Origin of the sequence: Paenibacillus donghaensis, from assembly GCF_002192415.1 — a bacterium.
Classification (GTDB): domain Bacteria; phylum Bacillota; class Bacilli; order Paenibacillales; family Paenibacillaceae; genus Paenibacillus_AQ; species Paenibacillus_AQ donghaensis.
The window spans coordinates 219,766-241,290 of sequence record NZ_CP021780.1 but is presented as its reverse complement, the minus strand read 5'-3'; the positions used below and the strand labels follow the sequence as shown (position 1 = coordinate 241,290).

Genomic DNA, 21,525 nt, shown 5'->3' with positions numbered 1-21,525 from the left:
TCGATTCATTCCATTTCTTATCTTTTTAACAAATCCTCCGGCTAAATTGCCGGAGGACCTATCTCAATCCTGTTATTTTTTTGCCGGATTAAGTCTCATCAGTATTTCGCGTTGCTTGTTAGCCTTCTGTTTACTTCCTTCAAAAACCGAGGGTTTGGCCGGTTGGCTGAAATGAGCAGCAAGCGAATGAACGGTCGGATACTTGAATAATTCAGCAGGCGTAACTTCACGTCCTAGAAGTTCGCGTAACTGAATGGCCGCTTTAACCAGCAGCATAGAATGGCCGCCTAAATCAAAGAAATTTGCGTGGGGATCGATCTCAACCAGTCCCAGCATTTCCTGATATACAGTGGTAATAAGATGCTGCATGTTGGAATCTTTAGCCGGCTTATCAGGCACCGGTTCATTTACTTCTGCTGCATAGGCCTCCAGCGCTTTGAAATCCAGCTTGCCATGAGCTGTCAGCGGCATAACATCCAATTGGACGAATAGCGATGGAATCATGTATTCAGGAAGAGAACCCCTCAGGAAAGCTTTAAGCACTTCACCAGTCAGCTTTTTGCCATCCTTGGTGACATAGTAAGCTTTTAGGCGGGAGTTACCAGAACGGTCCACACCAGGGTCCACGACCACGCAAGCCTCACTGATCAGCACATGCTCCAAAATTCCCGCTTCTATCTCTCCCAGTTCCATCCGGAACCCCCGGATCTTTACCTGACGATCGGTTCGCCCGAAGTATTCAATATTTCCGTCAGGCAGCCATTTCGCCAAATCTCCTGTCTTATACATCTTAGTGCCCTGTTCGAAAGGATTCGCCACGAACTTATCATCCGTCAACTGCGGATTGTTAATATAGCCTCTTGCCAATCCGGCTCCGGCAATGCAAAGTTCGCCAGGCACGCCAACAGGCTGCATTTGGCCATAAGCATTCACGACATAGAGCTTAATATTGCTCATGGGCTTCCCGATAGGAATCCGCTCCACAGTTCCTTCTGTTGGACAGTCGTAATAAGTTACCTCTATCGTCGCTTCAGTAGGTCCGTATAAATTCATTAGCCGCGTGCCGTTGGCACGATGCAATGTCTTGTTAAACAAGCCGACTTGAGGAACTGTCAGTGCTTCACCTGTCGTAAATACACGTTTCAGCGTTGACAACCTCGTAAGTGCTGGACTCTCTTTAAAATATTCCAGGAAAAGGTTCAGCATTGACGGGACAAAATGGATCAGGGTCACCTGGTTGCGTTCAACAGCTTCCATGATTGCCTCAGGGTCCTTCTCGGCATTAGGCGGCAAAATACATAATTGAGCCCCCTCGGTCGACCAGCAGAACAATTCCCAAACAGAACAATCGAACGTATACGGTGTTTTTTGCAGCAGCACATCGTTCTCTGATAATGCATACACGCTGCGCGTCCATTTCAGCCGATTGATCAGCGAATGATGCTCAATCATCACTCCTTTGGGTCTGCCCGTCGAACCGGAGGTATAGATCACGTAAACAAGATCGTCCGGTTTGTTAATGCACGATAGATTACTGCCGTCTTCATGAAACGAATCCGGCTGATCCATGCTGATAATTTGCCCGCCGAACTCAACTTTGGCGATGTCTTGATGCTGGAGGATCAGAAATTGTGCATTGCTGTTCTGGAGCAGATAGTCCATCCGGTCTTTCGGATACTCTCTGTCAATTGGCAGATAGGCACCGCCGGCTTTTAAAATACCAAAAAGACAAACCATCATCTCCAGCGATCGTTCCATTATGATACCGACAACCATGTTTGGTTTAAGACCTCTATGCCGCAGCACACGGGCTAAGCGATTCGCCTTTTCATTCAACTCTGCGTAAGTCAATTTCCGGCCTTCAAAAATTATGGCAGTCTGATAAGGCGTGCGCTCCACCTGCTCTTCGAACAGTTGATGAATACAACGATCGTGCGGGTATGCCGCCTCAGTTGTGTTCCATGCAGCGATGCTCGTCTTGTCCTCAGATGTCAGGTAATCAACTCTCCCGACGGCTTGCTCACGGTTGCCAGTGAATGAGCGGAGCAATTCCGTATAGTGCCCGGACATCCTCATGACGGTTTCCCCGCTGAATAATTCCGGATTATACTTAAAGCAGACCCGGTACCGGTCGCCGATTTTGATAATCTCCAGTGTGAGGTCAAATTCGCCCTCCTGGTGAATATCTTTGATATGCTCTAAGCTCAGCCATTGTTCTTCACTAACATTGGCATTCCCGTTTATAAGCTGATCCGTTGACTGGAACCAATTTTGAAAAATAAAGGCAACCTGAATAAGCGGAGTATCTCCCCGCTGCCAGCTCCCCTTAATATCTTTTACAATTTCCGAGAACGGATAATCCGCATGCTCTAATGCATCATATGTGTTCGCGCGTACCTCCTGCATTACATGCCGGAACGTCGAATCGCCGCTAACCTCGGAGCGTATCAGCACCATATTCATGAAATATCCAATCGTATGCTGGAACCCTGTGCCTGGTCTTCTTTCAACAGCTGTACCGATCATAATATCTTCCTGATTCGTATAACGGTACAGAAGAACCTTCAAGGCGCTTAACATTAGCACAAAGGGGGATACCTTTTCATCCAGGCTGACCGATTGGATTTTTGCCGAAAGCTCCGGACTCAGCTCAATATCGTAAGTTGCTCCTTTAAAAGAAGATACTTCCCGGCGTGGTTTCGCCATCGGAAGATTCAACACAGGCAGCTCTCCCGACAGCTTTTGCTGCCAGTATGCCCGGCTCTCCTGCCCCTCCTTGCTCTGTAAAAGCTTGGCCTGCCATTCCACAAAATCGGAATAAGGCTTCACGGCCGGAAGGCGTCCGCTTTGATCTTCACCAGCCATTTCACCCGCATAAAGCTGCAGTAATTCTCTCAGCAATACCATTACCGAGGTTCCATCAAAAACGAGATGGTGCACATTCATCAGCAAGATATAGTCTTGATCCGACAAAGTTAACACATGCACCCGCAAAAGCGGGCCCTGCTCCAAATCAAACGGAAGACGGGCCAGTTCCGAAACATGCTGCATCAGCTGACTTTGCGATAAATGCCCAACCTCTTCTGTCTGCACCGAAATACGGTCAGCCGGCCCGATAGTATGAACGGGCTCCTGGTCCTGTATGCGGATCGTTGCACGCAACATAGAATGCCGCAGCACAATGCTTCTTAACGCAGCCCGCAACGCGTCCAAATGAAGATACTGCCGGATGCGATACGTATTAGGGATGTTATAAGCATAACTTTCCGGGGCTAACTGATTGATTAGCCATAGACCCTTTTGTCCGCTGGATAAACTAAATTCCTCTGATTGCCGAGAAGCAACAGAAGCTGGAGCATGCTCTTGGAGCTCATGAAGTATATAATGTGCCAGCTTGCTGATCGTAGTGTATTCTAGCAGCTGTTTTGGTGAAAGTTTAACCTGATACAACTCACGGACCGTGTTGATCAAGCCCATAAACCCAATGGAATCCAGTCCGTATGCAGCAAGCTCTTCATCCTTTTGCAGTTGGCTGGCCGGAATACGGACAAGCTCAGCGATAATTTGGGTCAGTCGCACTACCAAACCGGCTTCTGTCTCTTCTTCTTCCCGCGATACTTCCATATACTTCACAACCGGCTCTGTGGCATCCATTATTTTTGGAGGCTTGGCCGTTTCTTGATTTGCCTTCACCCAATACCGTTCCTTGGCAAACGGATAGGTAGGCAGGCTTACACGGGAAGGCTTGCTGCCTGCATACAGCTTGCTCCAATCCAAGTGCAGACCTTTAACCCAAAGCTCGAGCAGCTTCGCGTACTTTCTTTTGGCGATCCACACATCCACAACACCAGCCATGTCTTCATCGGATGCAAAAATGGCCATAGCTTCCTTGTTGCGTTTCAATTGCCCCCGGTATACGCCCCCGGTAGTCTGTTTTCCCTCAAGGAACGACTGCAATTTGTCAGAGAGCTGCTGAACCGATCCCGCAATAATGCCTAAGCGCTCTTCCATCGCTTCCCGTCCAACCTGCAGCGTATAGGCGATATCCGCCAGATCGGCATCCGTATACTGGTTCTCTTTGATGCTGCACAGCAAGAGAGCCGCTTGTTCTAGAAGTGCCGATTCATTTTTGCCGGATAAAACAATAAGTGCAGGGTTCTGATCAGAAATCGTAGGGTTGTTCATTTTCCGGTTTGCAGGGATGTATTCTTCAAGCACAATATGCGCATTCGCTCCGCCAAAGCCAAATGAGCTGACACCTGCACGGCGAGGTAAATCATTCCCATGCTCGTCTTGAACGGCTTTCCATTCACGGGCTTCCTGAACAATATAGAACGGGCTGTCCTGCAGTTGAATATAAGGATTCAGCTTTTCACTGTGCAGGCTTTTCACCAGCGTTTTATGCTTCATCTGCAGCAGACATTTCATCACGCCGGCAATTCCGGCGGCCAATTCCAGATGCCCTATATTGGTTTTAACTGAGCCAAGTCCACAATGAGCGTCCAGCACCTGTGAGTCTCCGGTCTTTTCGTACAATTCCTTGAAAGCCGCCTTCAGCCCGTTAATCTCAATTGGATCGCCTAATTCAGTGCCTGTGCCGTGAGCTTCAATGTATCCGACAGTCCGTGGATCAATGCCAGCTTTCATATAAGAAGAAACCAGCAGGTCGGCTTGTGCCCTCGGATTAGGTGCTGTCAAGGATGTAGCCCGGCCGCCGTGGTTCTCCGCAGAACTGCGAATCAGGCCATAAATATGGTCGCCGGCTTCCTCTGCATCCTTCAATTTTTTAAGGAACAACATCCCTACGCCTTCTCCTCTTACATATCCGTTGGCTTCACTGGAGAACGTTTTACAACGTCCATCCTCACAGAGCATGCCCGCTTTATTGAACATAATATGGCTGGAAGGAACAACGATTGTGTTCACCCCGCCGACAAGCGCCATCTCGCAGGAGCCGCTCTCAATTGCACTTACAGCCCGATGAATAGCAACGAGTGAGCTTGAGCAAGCCGTTTCAATAGGTTCGCTTGGGCCATGAACGTTCAGGAAATAGCTCATCCGGTTAGGTCCCATCGAAGGAGCCATCCCGGTAGAGGTATATCCTTCTGAAGCAATATTGGCCGCTGATATCAGCTCGCTGTAGCCGCTCGCCGTTGTTCCCACAAAAATCGCTGTCTTCGTACCAGATATGCTTTGTGCAGAGTATCCGGCATCTTCGAGCGCCTTCCAGGCATAAGTCATTAATAAGCGCTGCTGCGGGTCCATGAATTCAGCTTCTCTTGGGGAAATCCCGAAGAATAAAGGATCGAACTCGTCTCCCCCGTCAATGAAACCGCCCCATTTGATGTTCGTTTTGTTAGCCTCTTGAGCCGGGTCACCATAATACTCGCGCCAGTCCCAACGTGTTAAGGGAACTTCTGTGATGCAATCCTTGCCCTGAAGCAGATTATTCCAAAACTCTTCTAAATCGCCGGCCATCGGAAACGTGCCGCTGGCTCCTACAATCGCAATCGGCTCTGGCGAAGGCGGAAGTGCTGGCGATTCGGTCTGCATTCCAGACACCGGTGTGTCCTGCTTTCCGGTGCACCCCGCAAAGCGGCGATGTTTTCTTCCCGGCGGCAAGCTGGTTTGCAAGGCTGCGGCTTCTTGACCGGAAGGCCCGTCAACTATTGTTTCTGCCACTTCCGGCTTGGCAGATGCCATAAACATCCCTGCATACGTTTCAATTAAATATGCTGCTATTCTTTGAATGGTCGAATGCTCGTAAAACAGTGCAGGTGTCAAATCCGTTCCGTAAATCTGATTCAACGCATTAGCGAATTCCGTTAACGTAATTGAATCAAATCCGTATTCGCCCAGCTCCGTAAACACATCTATATCCTGCAGGTTCACTTTGAGCAGATTAGACACTTGCTGGATTAGCATATTTTGAACTTGAGCAAGCTGATTAGTGCTATCTGCTGTTACGGAGGCAGCTTTAACAGGCGAAGCAGCGGACAAGCTCTTCGTAGCTGTACCAGAAGAAATTGCTGCCTCTGATGTCTGCGGCAACAATTTCCGCCGGATTCGCTCTACATGGCCTGCGGCAACAAGAAACTGCGTTCGTTTTGCTGCAAAGGCCCGATAAAGCACGTTAAAGCCAAGTTCCGCGTCCATGCTCACCATACCGGTATGCTGGTACATGGCTTTCTCGGACGCCTCATCCAGATGCATACCGCCGTTTTTCCACAATGGCCAGTTAATGGATAAGGCTTGACCCGTGCGCTTTGCCGCTGCTGCCAACGAATTGCGGTATGCCGCAAATTCATCCATAAATGCATTCGCACATGCATAGTCAGCTTGTCCCGGATTTCCCATCGCACTTGTGAGGGACGAGAACAGCATCAGAAAATCAAGCTCAAGCGCTTTACTCGCCTCATCCAAATTGATAAGACCGGCAACCTTGGGAGCCAGTACTTGACGGCACTCCGCTGCAGATTTATTGATGATAAACTGATCACGAATAACACCTGCGGCATGCAGAATACCGTTTAACTCCCCGTATTCATGAACAATTTCACTAATCAGGTGAGACACCTCGGTCAGCTTAGTAAGATCTGCTTGCTTATAAACCACCGTAGCACCCAGGGCTTCCACTTCATTAATGATTGTTCTTGCATGCTCACGAAGCTTGGACCGGCCTGCCAAAATAAGCTTTACCCGCTTGGCGCAAGTTGCAATTTCTCGCGCAAAGACAAGCCCCAATCCGCCTGCTCCGCCTGTTATTAAATACACACCATTATCTTTCCAAGGGAGATGCGCTGCACCGTTATCCCCGCTTTCCGGAAGCTCCACAGCTTCCTTCCAGCCGCCTACCAAGCGCTCACCGTTTTGGTAACGAATACAGGTATCTTCCGGCCGCTGGCCGTTTCTGTTCATTATCGCGGCTAATTGTTTCTCGCCATCAAAGGTATCCAGCTCAATATGCTGCCCGATCAGACCAGGATGTTCAAGCTGCGCCGTTTTCAGAATACTGGAAAGACCGGAGAATAATTCACCTTCCTGTTGCCGCAGCGATACGATCTGTACCAATATTTTGCCTTTCGGTTTCGCTTTTAAGATATCTTGAAGTCTGGCAATGATCCGGCCGGCATAAGCCATGTATCGCTCACAGATATTACTCTCCAGGGAGGATAAGGCCTCACAGCTGACGGTAGGCATATCCTCTTTCAAATACGCTTCCAGTAAGGGTAAGGACGGTTGTTCCAGTTCACAAAGAAATACGACCTGCTGTGCAAAATCCAGAGGCGCTACAGCAAGTGGTTCATCCTGTATGCTCCAGACCGGCTCAAGCATCAGCATTCCAGGCTGGCTGGAATTCCCGGCATCTCCCGTACTGTCCATAACCCGTGTTGAAAGCCCGCGAACACGAATCAGAATCCTTCCGTGCTCATCGCATAAATCGATGTCCAGCTTACGAACCTGATCGGCCGGAGCACTTCCCGGTGCGTAGCGGACCCAAGCCCATACTGCATTGATGGACGGATGAATAATTTCGATCTCCTGTAAAGCAAATGGCACAGCGGGCTTCAGCGCCGGAACTGCTTCTTCATGAACAGAGTTCAGCATTAAACCGACAGAAGCTTGAAGAGCTGCATCCACGATTGACGGATGTAATATCAGGTCTCCATTAGCATGTTCAGCCCCGGCAGGCATAGCAAGCTTAGCCAATACTTGATCTGTTCCAGCGTAGAGCTGTTCTATCCCCTTGAACGCCGGACCATAAGACATCCTCATTGCGCTGAAGGTCTCATATATAGAATCACCAGTATAGGTGTTGTCTTGGCATTGCGCATGTAAAGCTGGTATATCCAAATTAGGAGGATACGGATGCTCTACAAAGGACACTGTGCCTTGGCTGTACATGGTTGCGTTTTCTTCATAGTCGTAACCCTTGCCCATTCCATAGATCTCATAACTGATGTCTCCGGAATCCTCCGGGTACAATCCGATATGAACCTCGGCCGGCCCGTTGCCTTGAATGACAGGACGAGACCAAACGACATTCTTCACACATACACCTGTACAAGCATCCACTGGCTGGCTTGTTGCCAGCAAAGCCGCTGCGCGGGCCATTTCCAGATGGGCGACACCGGGTAACATCAGCTTTCCATCGATTACATGGTCCCTAAGGAAAAATTCACGGCCAGAGAACACCGAGCTAAACCGCTGTTCAGATAAATCCGATGTATTACGGTGCAACAAAGGATGCAGAACGGATTCTTCGCGCGGTAAAGCCATGGCATGTGTATCGCTTACCTTGATCCAGTACCGTTCTTTGGCAAAGGGATATACAGGGAGAGCAATACGCATTGGTTTTTCATTTATATAAAGCTTCGTCCAATCCATATCCAGTCCTTTTGCCCAGAACTCCAAAATCTTCGAATACTTTCTTCGAATCAGCCACTTATTCATTGCTTCTTGCAGCTCTTCATCGTCAGTGAAGGCAGTTAAGGTATCTCTATTCTCCTTGGATTGTCCACGGAATACGCCTGCTGCAGAACCTCTGCCGTCAATAAAGCTTTGCAGCTTGTTCTTGAGTTCCCCGAAAGATCTAAACTCAAAAGCCAGCCGTTCTTCAAGCGGCTCCCGCCCGACCTGCAGGGTATAAGCAAGGTCTGCAAGCGCAGGTACCGGGTAGGTCTGGTCTTCCCAAACTCCGCTAAGCTGACGGGCATATGCCAGCAGTCTTTCTTCATTCTTGGCCGATAGGACAAATGCATAGGAAACCGGCTCCGTGCCATGTTCTTTGTTATCTGTAAGCGGGTTTTCATATTCTTCTATAATTACATGCGCATTTGCTCCCCCGGCTCCAAAAGAGCTGACCGACGCACGTCTTGGATACGTAACCGGTGTGCCACCGTTCATCTCAACAACAGGCTGATTCCATGGGCGAAGCTGCTGTTGAACTGTAAAAGGTGTCTTTTCAAAGCAAATGTTCGGATTCAGCGATTGTGCATGCAGAGTAGGCACTAATTGTTTGTGCTGCATTTGCAGCAGTACCTTGGTAATTCCGGCAATACCTGCAGCTGCTTCCAGATGGCCGATGTTTGATTTAACCGATCCGATCGCACAATACTGGCAATCTTCCGTATACTCTTCAAAGCTTCTAGTAAGTGCTGAAACTTCGATAGGATCTCCTAATGAAGTCCCCGTTCCATGCGCTTCCACGTAACTAATCGTCCTTGCATCTATTTGAGCTTTGCCCAGAGCTTCCGAAATGAGCCCGCTTTGGGCAGCCGGATTGGGAACTGTATAACCGTTGGTTTTCCCCCCATGATTGACGGAAGTTGCTTTAATCACTCCATAAATGTGATCTCCATCCTGAATGGCCTGATCCAGCGGCTTCACCAATAGCGCTCCGACCCCTTCGCCCGGTACGAATCCATCCCCGCCTTCACCAAAGCTGTGACAGCGGCCGTCCGTAGAAGACATCGCTAATTGTGAATGCGCAATGTATTTTGAAGGATGCAAAGACAAATTGACCCCGCCAACGACAGCAGCCCGGCATTCCCCGCGCTTAATACTTTCTACGGCCAAGTGGAGAGCCGTTAGCGAGGAAGAACACATCGTATCAATGGCAATACTTGGTCCGTGAAAATTTAAAAAGTATGAAGTCCGGTTTGCAATCGAAGCATACGAAGATATGAGGGAAGAACCGGCCTCGGATTTATTTAACAGCTGATATTCTCCGTACATGACGCCTACAAAAACGCCGACCTGATCATTAAATTTATTCTTTAGCTCATTACGGTTATATCCGGCGTCTTCTATCGTATGCCACACGGTTTCCAGAAACAGTCGCTCCTGCGGATCAAGCCGCTCGGATTCTCTTGGCGAGATACTAAAAAAGAGCGGATCAAACTTGTCCACATCTTCTATAAAGCCGCCCCATTTACTATAGGCTTTGCCGGGTACCGATTTCTGCTCGTCGTAATAATTGCTGTGCTCCCACCGGGTCACTGGAATTTCCGTGATGCAATCCACACCATGCTTCAGGTTCTCCCAAAATTCCGCTATGTTTTGCGCTTGCGGGTAACGGCCGCTGACACCGATAATGGCTATGTCCGCCGGGCTGTGGCTTTGCGGTGCCGCCTTCTTTTCTTTCCGTTCTGCCTCTGCCTGATGCCCAAACGGTTTGGAGACAGTAGCCTGGGGAAGAACCACTGCAGCAGAAGCCCCTGGAAATAATACCTCCACCTGCGCCGCATATTTTTCTGACAAGTAACATGCCAGCTCATGCAAGGTCTGATATTCAAAAAAGAGCGTTTTGGGCAGCTCGCCAAAATCTCTCTCAAGCTTCGCATTTAAAGCTGCAATCATCAGTGAGCTGATTCCATATTGATCAAGCGTTGCTTTTGCGCTGATTTGGGAAACTGCAATTTCCGAAACTTCGGAAAAGCACTGTTTTAAATAGTCTTCGAGCTGCATTAATCTTGCAGCTGATCCAGCGGTAACACTTGGCTGCTGAAGGGTTGGCACCGCAGCTTCAGAATCGACGCTCATCCAATGGCTATTTCTAGCGAACGGATAGGTTGGCAGCGGAACTCTTCTTTCATTCCCCTGATGAGCCACCTCCCATTTCATCTCTTCGCCCCTTACCCAGTGCTCTGCAATTGAATACGGGTTGCCTTCATCTGCCTGTTTATAATCTAGCGGCTTTCTTTCCGTCTCGTTTTCCTTATTTCCCCGGTACACTCCGGATAATGCTTTTGCTCCCTGCAGAACCTTATCCAGCATCTGAATGAATTCATCCATGCTGGAAGCCACGAATGCTATTCTTTCATTCAGAGGGTTCCTGCCCGTCTGAAGTGTATACCCGACATCAGCCAGGTTGAGCTGCTTATTATGCGTCAGGAATGTATAAAGCCTGGATACCGACTCATCCAGCTGCTCGCAGGATGCAGCTGATAATGGAATAACAATAGGTTTGGCGGTCCTTACCCTGTCTTCAAACAGAGGCGTATATTGCTCCATAATAATGTGCCCGCCGGAACCGGTAGCTCCAAAAGCATTAATCAACACCCGGAAAGGGGCTGTATTAGCGCGGCCGCTAAAATTTGATGAAGGCAAGGACATGTAGGACTCCGCAATCTTTAGTCCGCTTCCCTGGAGTTGAATAAAAGGGTTACGGGGCTGAGTATTCAATGTCGGTACAATCGCCTTATGCTTCATTTGAAGCAGCACTTTAGCAATCTGGGACATTGCTGAAGCTGATTCCAAATGGCCAATATTCGCTTTCACGGAGCCGATATAGCAAGGAGCTCTGTCTTCAAATTTGTGCTGAAATACTTTTTTGATGGCATCTATCTCTGCCGCATCAGCCAGACCTGCTCCGGGTGCAGCAGCCTCAATATAATGTATGGATTCAGGGGCCACCCTTGCATCTGCCAGAGCCTGTTCAATGGATTGGGCCTGTGCAGCCGATTTAGGCGCCCCAAAGCGGGCTGATTTTCCTGTATGGCCTATGGCTGTGCCCTTAATCAAACCATGGATATAATCTCTGTCTTGTTCAGCTTCCTCTATAGGCTTTAACAGAATAGCGCCTACACCTTCACCGGCCACCCAGCCGTTTGCCTCTGCGCCGAAAGGTCTGCACACCCCGTCTTTCGATAAAAATTCCAAACCTTCCAGTACATCCGAATGATACGCATGCGTCATCAGGTTCACACCGATCACGATCGCTGCGTTGCATTCCCCTCTCTTCAGGCTTTCTCCTGCTAAATGTATTGCCGTCAAAGCGGAGGAGCAGGACGTGTTCACTGACAGGCTCGGCCCTGTGAAATTAAAGAAATATGAAATCCGGTTAGCAATAGACGAATGAAGAGAGGTCGCCTGCACGTCGCGGCTTCCCTGCGCTCCCCCGGCATTTTGATTCTGATAGTCACTCCACATCGCACCTGTAAAGACGCCGATTTTGCCGCAGGACTGATTCAGGTTAGCAGCGGTATACCCCGCATTTTCCAAACAGGCCCAGGCAGCCTCCAGACATAAACGCTCTTGCGGGTCCATTCTGCGGGCCTCGCTTGGTGAAATATGAAACAGCAGACTGTCAAAACAATCGATGTCATTTAAATAACCGGCCAGTCCCGTTGCTTTCTTGCTCAATTGGGAGGTGTCTTTACCTGTATTCCACCATCTCTCCCTGCTGTCGGGAAATTCCTGAAAGCTGCTTTTGCCTGCCTTCAGATTTGACCAGAACGTCTCCAAATCCTCTGCTCCCGGGAATTTCCCGCTGATACCGACAATGGCCAAATCATGCTGGACTGCTTCTCTTTTGCGAATAAGATTAGACCGTGCAGCTTGAATAATAACAGGCGGATCTACTGTCTCTGCGAAAGGCTCATGAACAAAAACACCACAGGTAAAACTATGTAATAATACCTGGTCATTGTCCAAACGAAAGTCTGCGCGAATCCGGTCAAAGTTCATACCGCCAATAGGACAGACGCCGATATCGAATACAGCCTGATGGTCCATCAGACGTTGTCCTAAATAACCTGCTTCCAGGAAAGCCGCATATAAGCTGTCTCCCGCATAGATTGGCTCCAGCTGCTCCAGTTTTCCAATAAAATACAAGCAAAAGGCTGCCTTCCCATACTGTTTTCGGTTAAATGGTGTGTAGCTGCCTTTAATGGACTTGCTCAATTGAGATGAGATCATTATCAACCCATGCTTACCAGGGTCATATTGGTAGATTCCCTCGTCCAGGCCCTCCACACCGTTTTGCTTGATGTACAAATAAGCCTGAACGCCATATGCGCCAGACAGTGAAGGAATAATTCGATTATCGTTCTGGTGTTCCCTGTCGGTTTGGGCAAATAATGACAACACTCTGCCCAATTGCTGTAAAGACAACGGCTTATCCATATAATCGCGCTGGCTGGAACGTTTTATATATTTGCCGGGCGAAAAGGACTGACGGTCTAACGCTATGGTCTTTGTTCCTAGAGGGAACTGCCGCAAATGGACTGGATGTTCATCTGAATTGCCTTTGGTCTGCGGGCTGATATTTTGCAAGGCACTCTTGAGATCCACAGACAAAAAAGCTTCGAACGTATGCTCACCCGTGTAATTATGAATATGGTCATTGACACCTTTGCCTGTACTCCGCCGCATATAGCTATTCCCATCCTGTCCCAGTTCATCAGACGGGATGCCGCATAGCAAGCTATGAATAAATTTATGACTTTCCCCTAATTGAAACAAGTGCTGAATACGTTCAAAATCGACTCCTGCCGTCGGCAATGCGCCTAAACGGACCTCCTCAAGACCGTCTACCATAAGCTGTCCCATATACCCTGCATCAAGCGTAACCAGACTGGAGCTGATTCTTTTGTATACAGGAACAATAGCCCGAAGTTCTGCGATAAAGAACACTACAAACCCGGCGTCATCATAAACACCGCGATCATTGGTGTTGAACAGAGTCCGGTCCAATCCTGGCCCGGCTGTTATTAACATTAGCGTGTGCTCAATGGGATCGTAATAATAAATGCCTGCCTGAATTCCTTCCACCATATGTTCTTTAATATAAACATAGGTTTGGATTGAGTTTAAGCCGCCGGCAGTCGGATACAAATATTTCGTTTCACCTTTTACAGCCTCGCTTCCCAGCAGAGACATATAGCGCCCAAACTGTTCAAAAGAAATGACCGACGGCTGGAATGCCCGGCACGAGCTGCCTTGAGAATATTTCTGTTTCCACTCAAAATCATCTGCCAGCTGAATGTACTCACTCTGTGTGATCAATGCTTCACTTGACGGAGCTCGGGATTGAGTTTGAGCTGGAGCCGGAACTGGAGCCGCATGCTCAACGATATAATCCACAATAGCCTTCACGTAAGGTGACTCCAGCAGTAAATCAACCGGAATTTGCACATTATAGCTTTGCTGAACTTTGTCCACCACTTGAACTAATGTCAACGAAGTGGCTCCCGCATCAAATAAATCATCGTGCTCTCCTGACACAATCAGCCCTAATGAATCATTCAAACATGACAGTAATGCTGACTGAAGCTCGCCGGCTTTTTCAGCCCACCCGCTGCTCTGGACAGGTGTTGCCGGCTTGGCATCATGTATAGGCGAATAGGCTGCACTTGCAGCTGCTACCTGTTCAGCGCCCGATTCCTGGATGGTTGTTTCTTCCTTCAACGGCCACGGCAAGGCAGTCCGGTCCAGTTTGCCATGATGTGTCACGGGAAAAGCAGGTAATGTCACGACAAAATTGGGCACCATAAACTCCGGAAGCTTGTTACGGACAAAATCACGCAGCTGTTTGGACTCCGGCGGAGATCCGTCTGCGACAATGTAGGCTACGAGCTTGGGATCGTCAGCCACATTTTTCTGTACCACCAAGACACAATCCCTTACAGGCCCGTACTCTTTAATCACCGCCTCAATCTCTCCAAGTTCAATGCGGTTCCCCCGCAGCTTCACTTGAAAGTCCGTTCGCCCCAAATAATCAAGTGCCCCGTCAGGGAGTTCTCTAACCCAATCGCCTGTTTTATACAATTTGGAGCCCTGTTCCCTGCTGAATGGATTGGCGATGAATTTTTCTTCGCTGAGCTCCGGCCGGTTCAAATATCCGTTTGCCAAGCCGCATCCGCCGATGTGCAGTTCCCCCTCCGCACCTTGCGGAACCTGCTGTAAATGTTCATCCAGCACATAAAGCTGAATTCCGGTAATCGGAAATCCGATGGGCACTCTTTTATCCGGTCTGTCTTCGCATTCCCAGTAGGTTACATCAACCGCCGCTTCTGTCGGACCGTACAAATTATGAAGCCTGGCCGGCAGCTTTCCCATAACTTCGATCATCAAATCATATGGAAGCGCCTCGCCGCTTGTGTAGATATGCCGTAGAGTCGTACAGCGGCCAGCATTCGGATTGTTTATGAAAAACCGGAGCATAGACGGTACAAAATGGCAGACGGTAATCCCTTCCTGCTCAATGATATCCACCAGATAGTGACTGTCCTTATGACCACCCGGCTTCGCAATAACCAGACAAGCTCCAGCCAATAACGGCCAGAATAATTCCCACACGGATACATCAAAAGTAAACGGGGTTTTTTGCAGTACACGATCCCGTTCATCCAGAACGTATTGCTTCTGCATCCACAACAGACGGTTACAGATGGCCCGGTGCGGTAGCATACACCCTTTTGGGTTTCCGGTAGATCCTGATGTGTAGATCACATAAGCCAAATCATCCTGCGCGGCTATTGCGTTCAGCCGATCAGCGGATTCCGGCGCGATAACCATTTCCCAATGACTGTCCAAGCAACAGAATGTACCTTCATAATCACTCCACGCTTCTTGCCATTTCTCTTGCGACAGGACGATCGTAGTATCTGAATCTTCCAGCATAAATAACAGCCGTTCTTTCGGATAGGCCGGATCCAGAGGCAAATAGGCACCGCCTGCTTTCAGAATTCCCATGACAGCTATCAACATCTCTACAGACCGGTCCATAAGAACCCCAATAATCCGGTTTGGACCCACACCTATACTTCTTAAATAGCGGGCACATTGGTTCGTGAGCTTGTCAAATTCATCATAACTGAGCTGTTCATCTTTATAACGGATGGCCGGAAGATGAGGTGTGCATGCTGCCTGGTCTTCAAAATAGTGATGCAGGCAAGGATGCCATGTGCCATTCCCGCCAGTATTCTTCTGTTCGGCCTGCCCCCTGTCTTGTTGTTCTCCCTTAGATAAAGACTGATCTGTTATCATTTCAAAATAACCCTCCCGTCCTTTACAATGTCACTATAGAAATCAGGGCGTGCTTGAATCAGACTGCCAAAATGATGACGTTCCCAATATTCCGGCTCATCCGCCAGCGCCTTGAGCATCCGTTGATAACCTTGAAACATTTCCTCCACCATGGCTTCAGGATACACATTTTCGGCCACATCCCAACAAATATGAAGCTGCCCGCCGCGCTCCTCGCTAATATTATCCAGGTACACCTGTGGTGTTGTGCTCAATTTATCTCCGGTCTTAAAGCTCGGCGGCAGTGTTATTTCTGATGATGTGAACAAATTCGTGAATACCACTGGAAAATCAGGCTTTGCAGCACCGCTCATCGCCACTCTCCTCAAAGCATTTAGTCCGCTTACGGCCATATGCGACAGATCTTCCTGTACTACAGCGTGGTACGCGCACAATTTTTGCGAAAAGCTTTGATCTTCCTCCTTAACCACTATCCAGCTCATCGCTGTAAAATCCCCGACTACCTCCATGACATCCGGATGGATCGGCAGTCTCTCCCAGCACGGAACTACGATTGTAAACGGCAGCTGCCGCCCCCATGCAGCCAGGACTTCAGCGTAAGCCGTCAGCAGGACCATCCCTGGAGCAACGCCTAAATGCGCAGCCTTTTGTTGCAGAGTCTGCCAATTTTCCAGTACACCTGTAAGCTGCCTGTGCTGAAAAGCTGCCCTCTCCTTAGGTATAAGGCTTGTAGGAAGTTGCGGCCCTGAAGGAATGCCCGTAAACTTTTGCATCCAATAGTTCAGGCTTATCCGGTAAGTCTCCGACTTCCGGTAACGCTGGAGTGCAAGAACATAATCCCGAAAGCTCATCCCCGCACTTTCCATATCATTTTCAACGTGCTCATACATCCTTAGCAGCTGGGACAGCAAGAGACGGATACTGTTGCCGTCTGCAATCAGCATATCTATACAGAAATGAACCCGCGACCTTTGGTTGTCGATGATAGATACCCTTAAATCAAAATACGGCCATTGATCCAAAGCAAAGACATGCTCAATCATGGCCTGCTTGGTCAAGCTTAACTGCTTTTGAATCGCTTCTTCATGACCGCCCCGCAGATCTGATACCTTGATGCAAAACTCGGGCACCTCCTGTAAAACAGCCTGTCTTCCCTCACGTTTGATAACGGCTTTAAGCATGTCATGCCTTGCAATCAGCTTGTTCCAGGCCCGCTCAAGCCGTGCAATATCGAGGGATTGGACATCAAGCTCCTGATACACCTGACACCCGTTTTCTTCGCCCCCCTTGCGTTGGCTTCTGCCGAACGCATAGGCCATCTGCTGATCGGTCAAAGGAAAAGATTCATAACGGTCAGCAGGCCCGGCTTCCAGCATTAACCCCCGGGGCAGCTCAGGTATATCCATCCGTTGTTCTATGTTGCCGGCTTGAAGTCCGGACACGGGCGGTCTCCCATATTCACTTTTCCAGAAGCCATCCCCGGCTCCGGCCATCTCCAGCATTTGACTGTAAGCGGCAAACATGCTGCGTATCACATTTGTTCCGAAATACGCTTCGGCCACATCCCAGCTGTATTGTAAGCAGCCGTCCCGTTCAAAAATTTGATGGTCCAGATAGACCTGCGGTGTCTGGGTCACCATGTAGTTAATCTGGTCAAAGAAGCTTGGCTGCAGTGCAGACTCAAATTCGTTGTTTAATAATGATGTGAACACGACCGGCAGATAGGATGATCCATTGATTTTATTTCTTGATTTAAGCTCCCTCAATACCCGTACGCCGCTGGCGCTGCTATGATCCAAATCGCTCCATACCTGTTCCTGATACTGCCGGACTCTTGCCGCAAACGCATCCGGTCCGGCTTCCGCAGGCAGCTCCCGGTCTTCTGCCACAAAAATTGTGGAAGAAATAAACGGACCCAATACCTGATGAATTTGCGGATGCACAGGAAGCCGGTTGTAGTAGGTAAGGATCAAAGAGAATGCCCTATGATCACTCCATGCCCGCAGCATTTCGGTAAACAGGGCAAGAATTAGAACCGTAGTTGAAACTTTCCACTGTTCTGCCTTCTGTTTCAGATGATTCCAGGCCTCAGCGCTTAGAGTGCCCTGCAGCCTTGTCCGCTTATAGGTATCCTTGTCCTGAGGTTCTGTTGTTCGCGGGAGATCAGGTCCCTGAGGCATAGCGTTTAATTTTGTAATCCAATAGTCTAAATCCTTATGATACTTGGGAGAATGCTCAAACTGTCTGGCTGCCGTAATATAATCCCGGAACGAAAGCTGCATGACCGGCAAAGCGCATGTCAAGTCATCATACAGCTGCCGCCATTGCTGCAGGAGCATATGCAAGCCGCCGGCATCTGTAATAAATTCATCGATACTGAAATGAATCATATATTTCTTGTCAGGTAATACGCTGACGCGAATTTCAAAAAGCGGCCACTGATCCGTATCATATACTTTGTGCGACATCATCTCCCGCACAGTGCTGATATGCTTATCCTGCCCTGCCCGCGTTTTCATTCTCAGATCTACTGTCTTAATCACATACAAAGGTACAACCTCTTGAACCTGTTGCCGTCCGTTCGCCATGATTTTTGTACGCAACATATCATGATAAGCCATTAACCGGTTCCAGGCTGACTGCAGCCGGTAAATATCCAATGCGTCCGCCGCAAGCTCCAAATAAATATGACACCCGACCCAATCCTTACCTATCCGTAATTTGCGGCCGGTGAGAAATGATTCCTGCATGTCGCTTAACGGGAATGGTTCAAACCGCTGTTCCGGCTGCATAACGACCTGCGGATAATAATCCGCTTCAGCATTCAATAGCCCGTTGCCGTTGAATTGTGAAGGATCTACAATATCACTTAAATTCTGCTCCATCTGTTCAATGGTCTCAACTCCGCTGATGGTGACCATCGGAACAGCTGCTGCGAACGAGGTTTCCAGTGTATGACGGAGCTTGACAGCTTGAATGGAATTAAACCCCAAATTACGCAACGATTGATCTCCCCGCAGCTCTTCAACCGGTATAGCCAGCAATTCGCTGATCTCTTGCTTTAAATAATCAAGAAGGGCGGGCGGTTCACAAGCGGTTAGACTTGGAGATTGAACCTGTTTTACTGAAGACCGATAGTTGACGGAGCTTGAAGGTTTGGGCTCCAGCCAATACCTTTTCTTCTCAAAGGGATATACCGGCAGAGACAATTTGCGTAGCCGGGCTGCCGGATGCAATTGTCTCCAGGGAATATTGCCGCCTTGCACCCAGTGAAGCGCAAGTTTCTCCAGGTTGTTCTCCTTCATCAGCTCCTGAATCATTAGCTCCTCCGTACTTCCAGAGATAAGCTTTTTGGCGGCAAGGCGTTCCTCCGGCTGTTCTCCCATAAACCAAGGCAGGAATGGGTCCGGCGTGGATTGAACGTGCTCCTCATGTAAATACATCCGGAGCTTCTGAATCAACTCTTCCCTATCCGTTATAATGACAGCCATTCGGCATTCCATCGCTTGACGCCCCGTTTGGAGGGTGTAAGCAAAGTCCGGTATATTTAGATCCTCATGCATTTCTGCAAAAGCAAGCATACGTTCAACCACTATATGCAGGCGTTCCCGGTTTTTCGCGGAAAAAATGACCATTTGCGGCTTCGCAACGCCTGAAGATCCGGCTGCGTCCACTGGCTGCGGAATGTATTCCTCCAATACCGCATGAGCGTTTACGCCGCCGAAACCATAACTGTTTACTCCGGCGCGTCTTGGCACAGCATGACCGGAGCCGTCTTTTGCGGCCTTCCAAGCCCGGTTCTCTGCACTTATCTGCAGCGTACTTCCTTTAAGCGAAATGTGCTCATGCAGACGTGTAAACCCCGGGACGCCCGGAATCACCCGATGACGTAAAGCATAGATCGCTTTAATGAGCTGAGCCATCCCGGAGACCACTTCACCGTGGCCGATGCAAGGCTTCAGGCTGCTGACCTGACAGCAGCCTGTCTCCCGTTCAGCAGGAGCAATACATTTTAAAGCATTGATCTCAATACTGTCACCCAGCGGTGAAGCAACCCCGTTTGCTTCTACATAAGACACCGTGGACGGGTCTATTCCAGCCGATTCATAGGCTTGAGCTATTGCCGCCTGCATTCCCGCCGGATTAGGAGCTGTCAACGATATGCCTTTGCCTCCATGAGCGGTGCCGGTTCCTTGAATCAGCGCATAAATGTGATCCCCTTGTTCCACCGCTAAATGAAGCGGTTTGATAATCAGCGCTCCCACACCTTCACTCCGTGCGTACCCTTCTGCATCGAACTGGAAGGACTTCGCGTTTCCGTCTGTGCTTAAGTTGCCCATTGTCTCAAAACCGACAAAGCCCATTGGAGACAGAAGTAAATTCACCGCCCCTACAACAGCTTGCTCACATTCCTTGCGCCGGATTGACTGCACGGCATGATGCAAGGCAACCAGAGATGAGGAACACGCCGCTTCACAATATTCGCTTGGTCCACGCAAATTCAGCGCGTAAGAAATCCGGTTCGGGATTGATGACGGCACAACCGTAACCGGGCCCATCGGTTCACTTGCCGGAATCGTTACGATATCTTTATATTCTCCGGGACCGGCAGCAATAAAGACGCCTGTTGTATGCTGTGAGAATTCTTCAGGATGCAAGCCTGCATCCTCCAGCGCATGCCAGACCGTGCTTAGCATTTGTCTTTGCTGCGGGTCCATCAGCTCCGCTTCGCGGGGAGAAATTTTAAAGAACAATGGATCAAACTCATCGACTCCGCCGATAAATCCGCCCCAGCGCAACCCTGAAGCAGCAGAAGGATCTGAGCCCTGTTCCGCATAATCCCGCCAATTCCACCGGTCATCCGGAACTTCAGTGATGCAATTTTTTCCTTCTATTATATTGTTCCAGAATTCATTCGCATTTTCAGCCTGCGGAAATTTGGCGCTGATACCGACAATGGCTATGGGTTCCACAGCATAGGCGTGCTCATCCGTTGGTTGCGGCAAAAACGGCGCTGTCCTCGTACCGGAAAGTTCCTTCTGCTGTTCAGGAGGTACCGTACGTTGAATCTCCTGATTGGAAGAGACAAATACTTCCTCATACTCTTGAATTAAATACTCGGCGAAGCGATGAATGGTCGGATTATCAAAAAACATCGCCGGTGTCAGCTCCAGTTTATATTCACTATTCAAGAGATTGGACAGCTCGGTTAGCATAATGGAATCAAAACCGTACTCGCTCAGCTCTGTATCGGGGTCCAGTTCGCCGGCACTCACTTTTAATAGTTTCGAGATTACCTCCAGCAGCACCGCTTTCACCTGTTCCAGCAGTTGCCTCCCGTCTCCGGCCTGTATTAGAGGCGGAGACGCGGAAGCATAGTAGGCGGCAATTTCTTCTTCATACTGTTCCAATAATGACTGCGTACATGTCCGTATTGAAGGATTATCAAAAAAAACTGCCGGAGTCAGATTCAACTTCATCCTCTTGTTCAGCGCATTAGCAAAATCGGTGATCAAAATAGAGTCAAACCCATACTCACTCAGTTCCGTATCTATATCGATTTCTTGAATATCTACCTTTAGAAGCTCACATACGATCTCCAGTAAAACCGCTTGGAGCTGGTTCTGCAGCTGGCCTGAAGCACGGGGAGCCTGTCTTGAAGCAAGCAGCTTTAGTTGCTCCACGGCTGCTGAAGGGTCCAACTGTCCGCCTTGAATCTGTTGATACACCAGTTTAATTTGATCGTCCATT

General features: G+C 49.0%; 2 protein-coding genes. Both read right to left on the bottom strand.

The window, feature by feature from the left end:
- Window positions 1-72: 72 nt before the first annotated feature.
- Window positions 73-15,774, bottom strand: a complete 15,702-nt coding sequence (locus tag B9T62_RS00835) for a non-ribosomal peptide synthetase (protein ID WP_087913539.1) — start codon at window positions 15,772-15,774, stop codon at window positions 73-75.
- Window positions 15,771-21,524, bottom strand: a complete 5,754-nt coding sequence (locus tag B9T62_RS00830) for a beta-ketoacyl synthase N-terminal-like domain-containing protein (protein WP_087913538.1) — start codon at window positions 21,522-21,524, stop codon at window positions 15,771-15,773. Before B9T62_RS00830 ends, B9T62_RS00835 begins: the two co-directional genes overlap by 4 nt.
- Between the last annotated feature and the right edge of the window lies 1 nt (window position 21,525).

Coding starts and splice junctions, on each gene's coding strand:
- B9T62_RS00830 (WP_087913538.1), bottom strand. CDS start 21,524: ATGGACGATCAAATTAAACTGGTGTATCAACAGATTCAAGGCGGACAG.
- B9T62_RS00835 (WP_087913539.1), bottom strand. CDS start 15,774: ATGATAACAGATCAGTCTTTATCTAAGGGAGAACAACAAGACAGGGGG.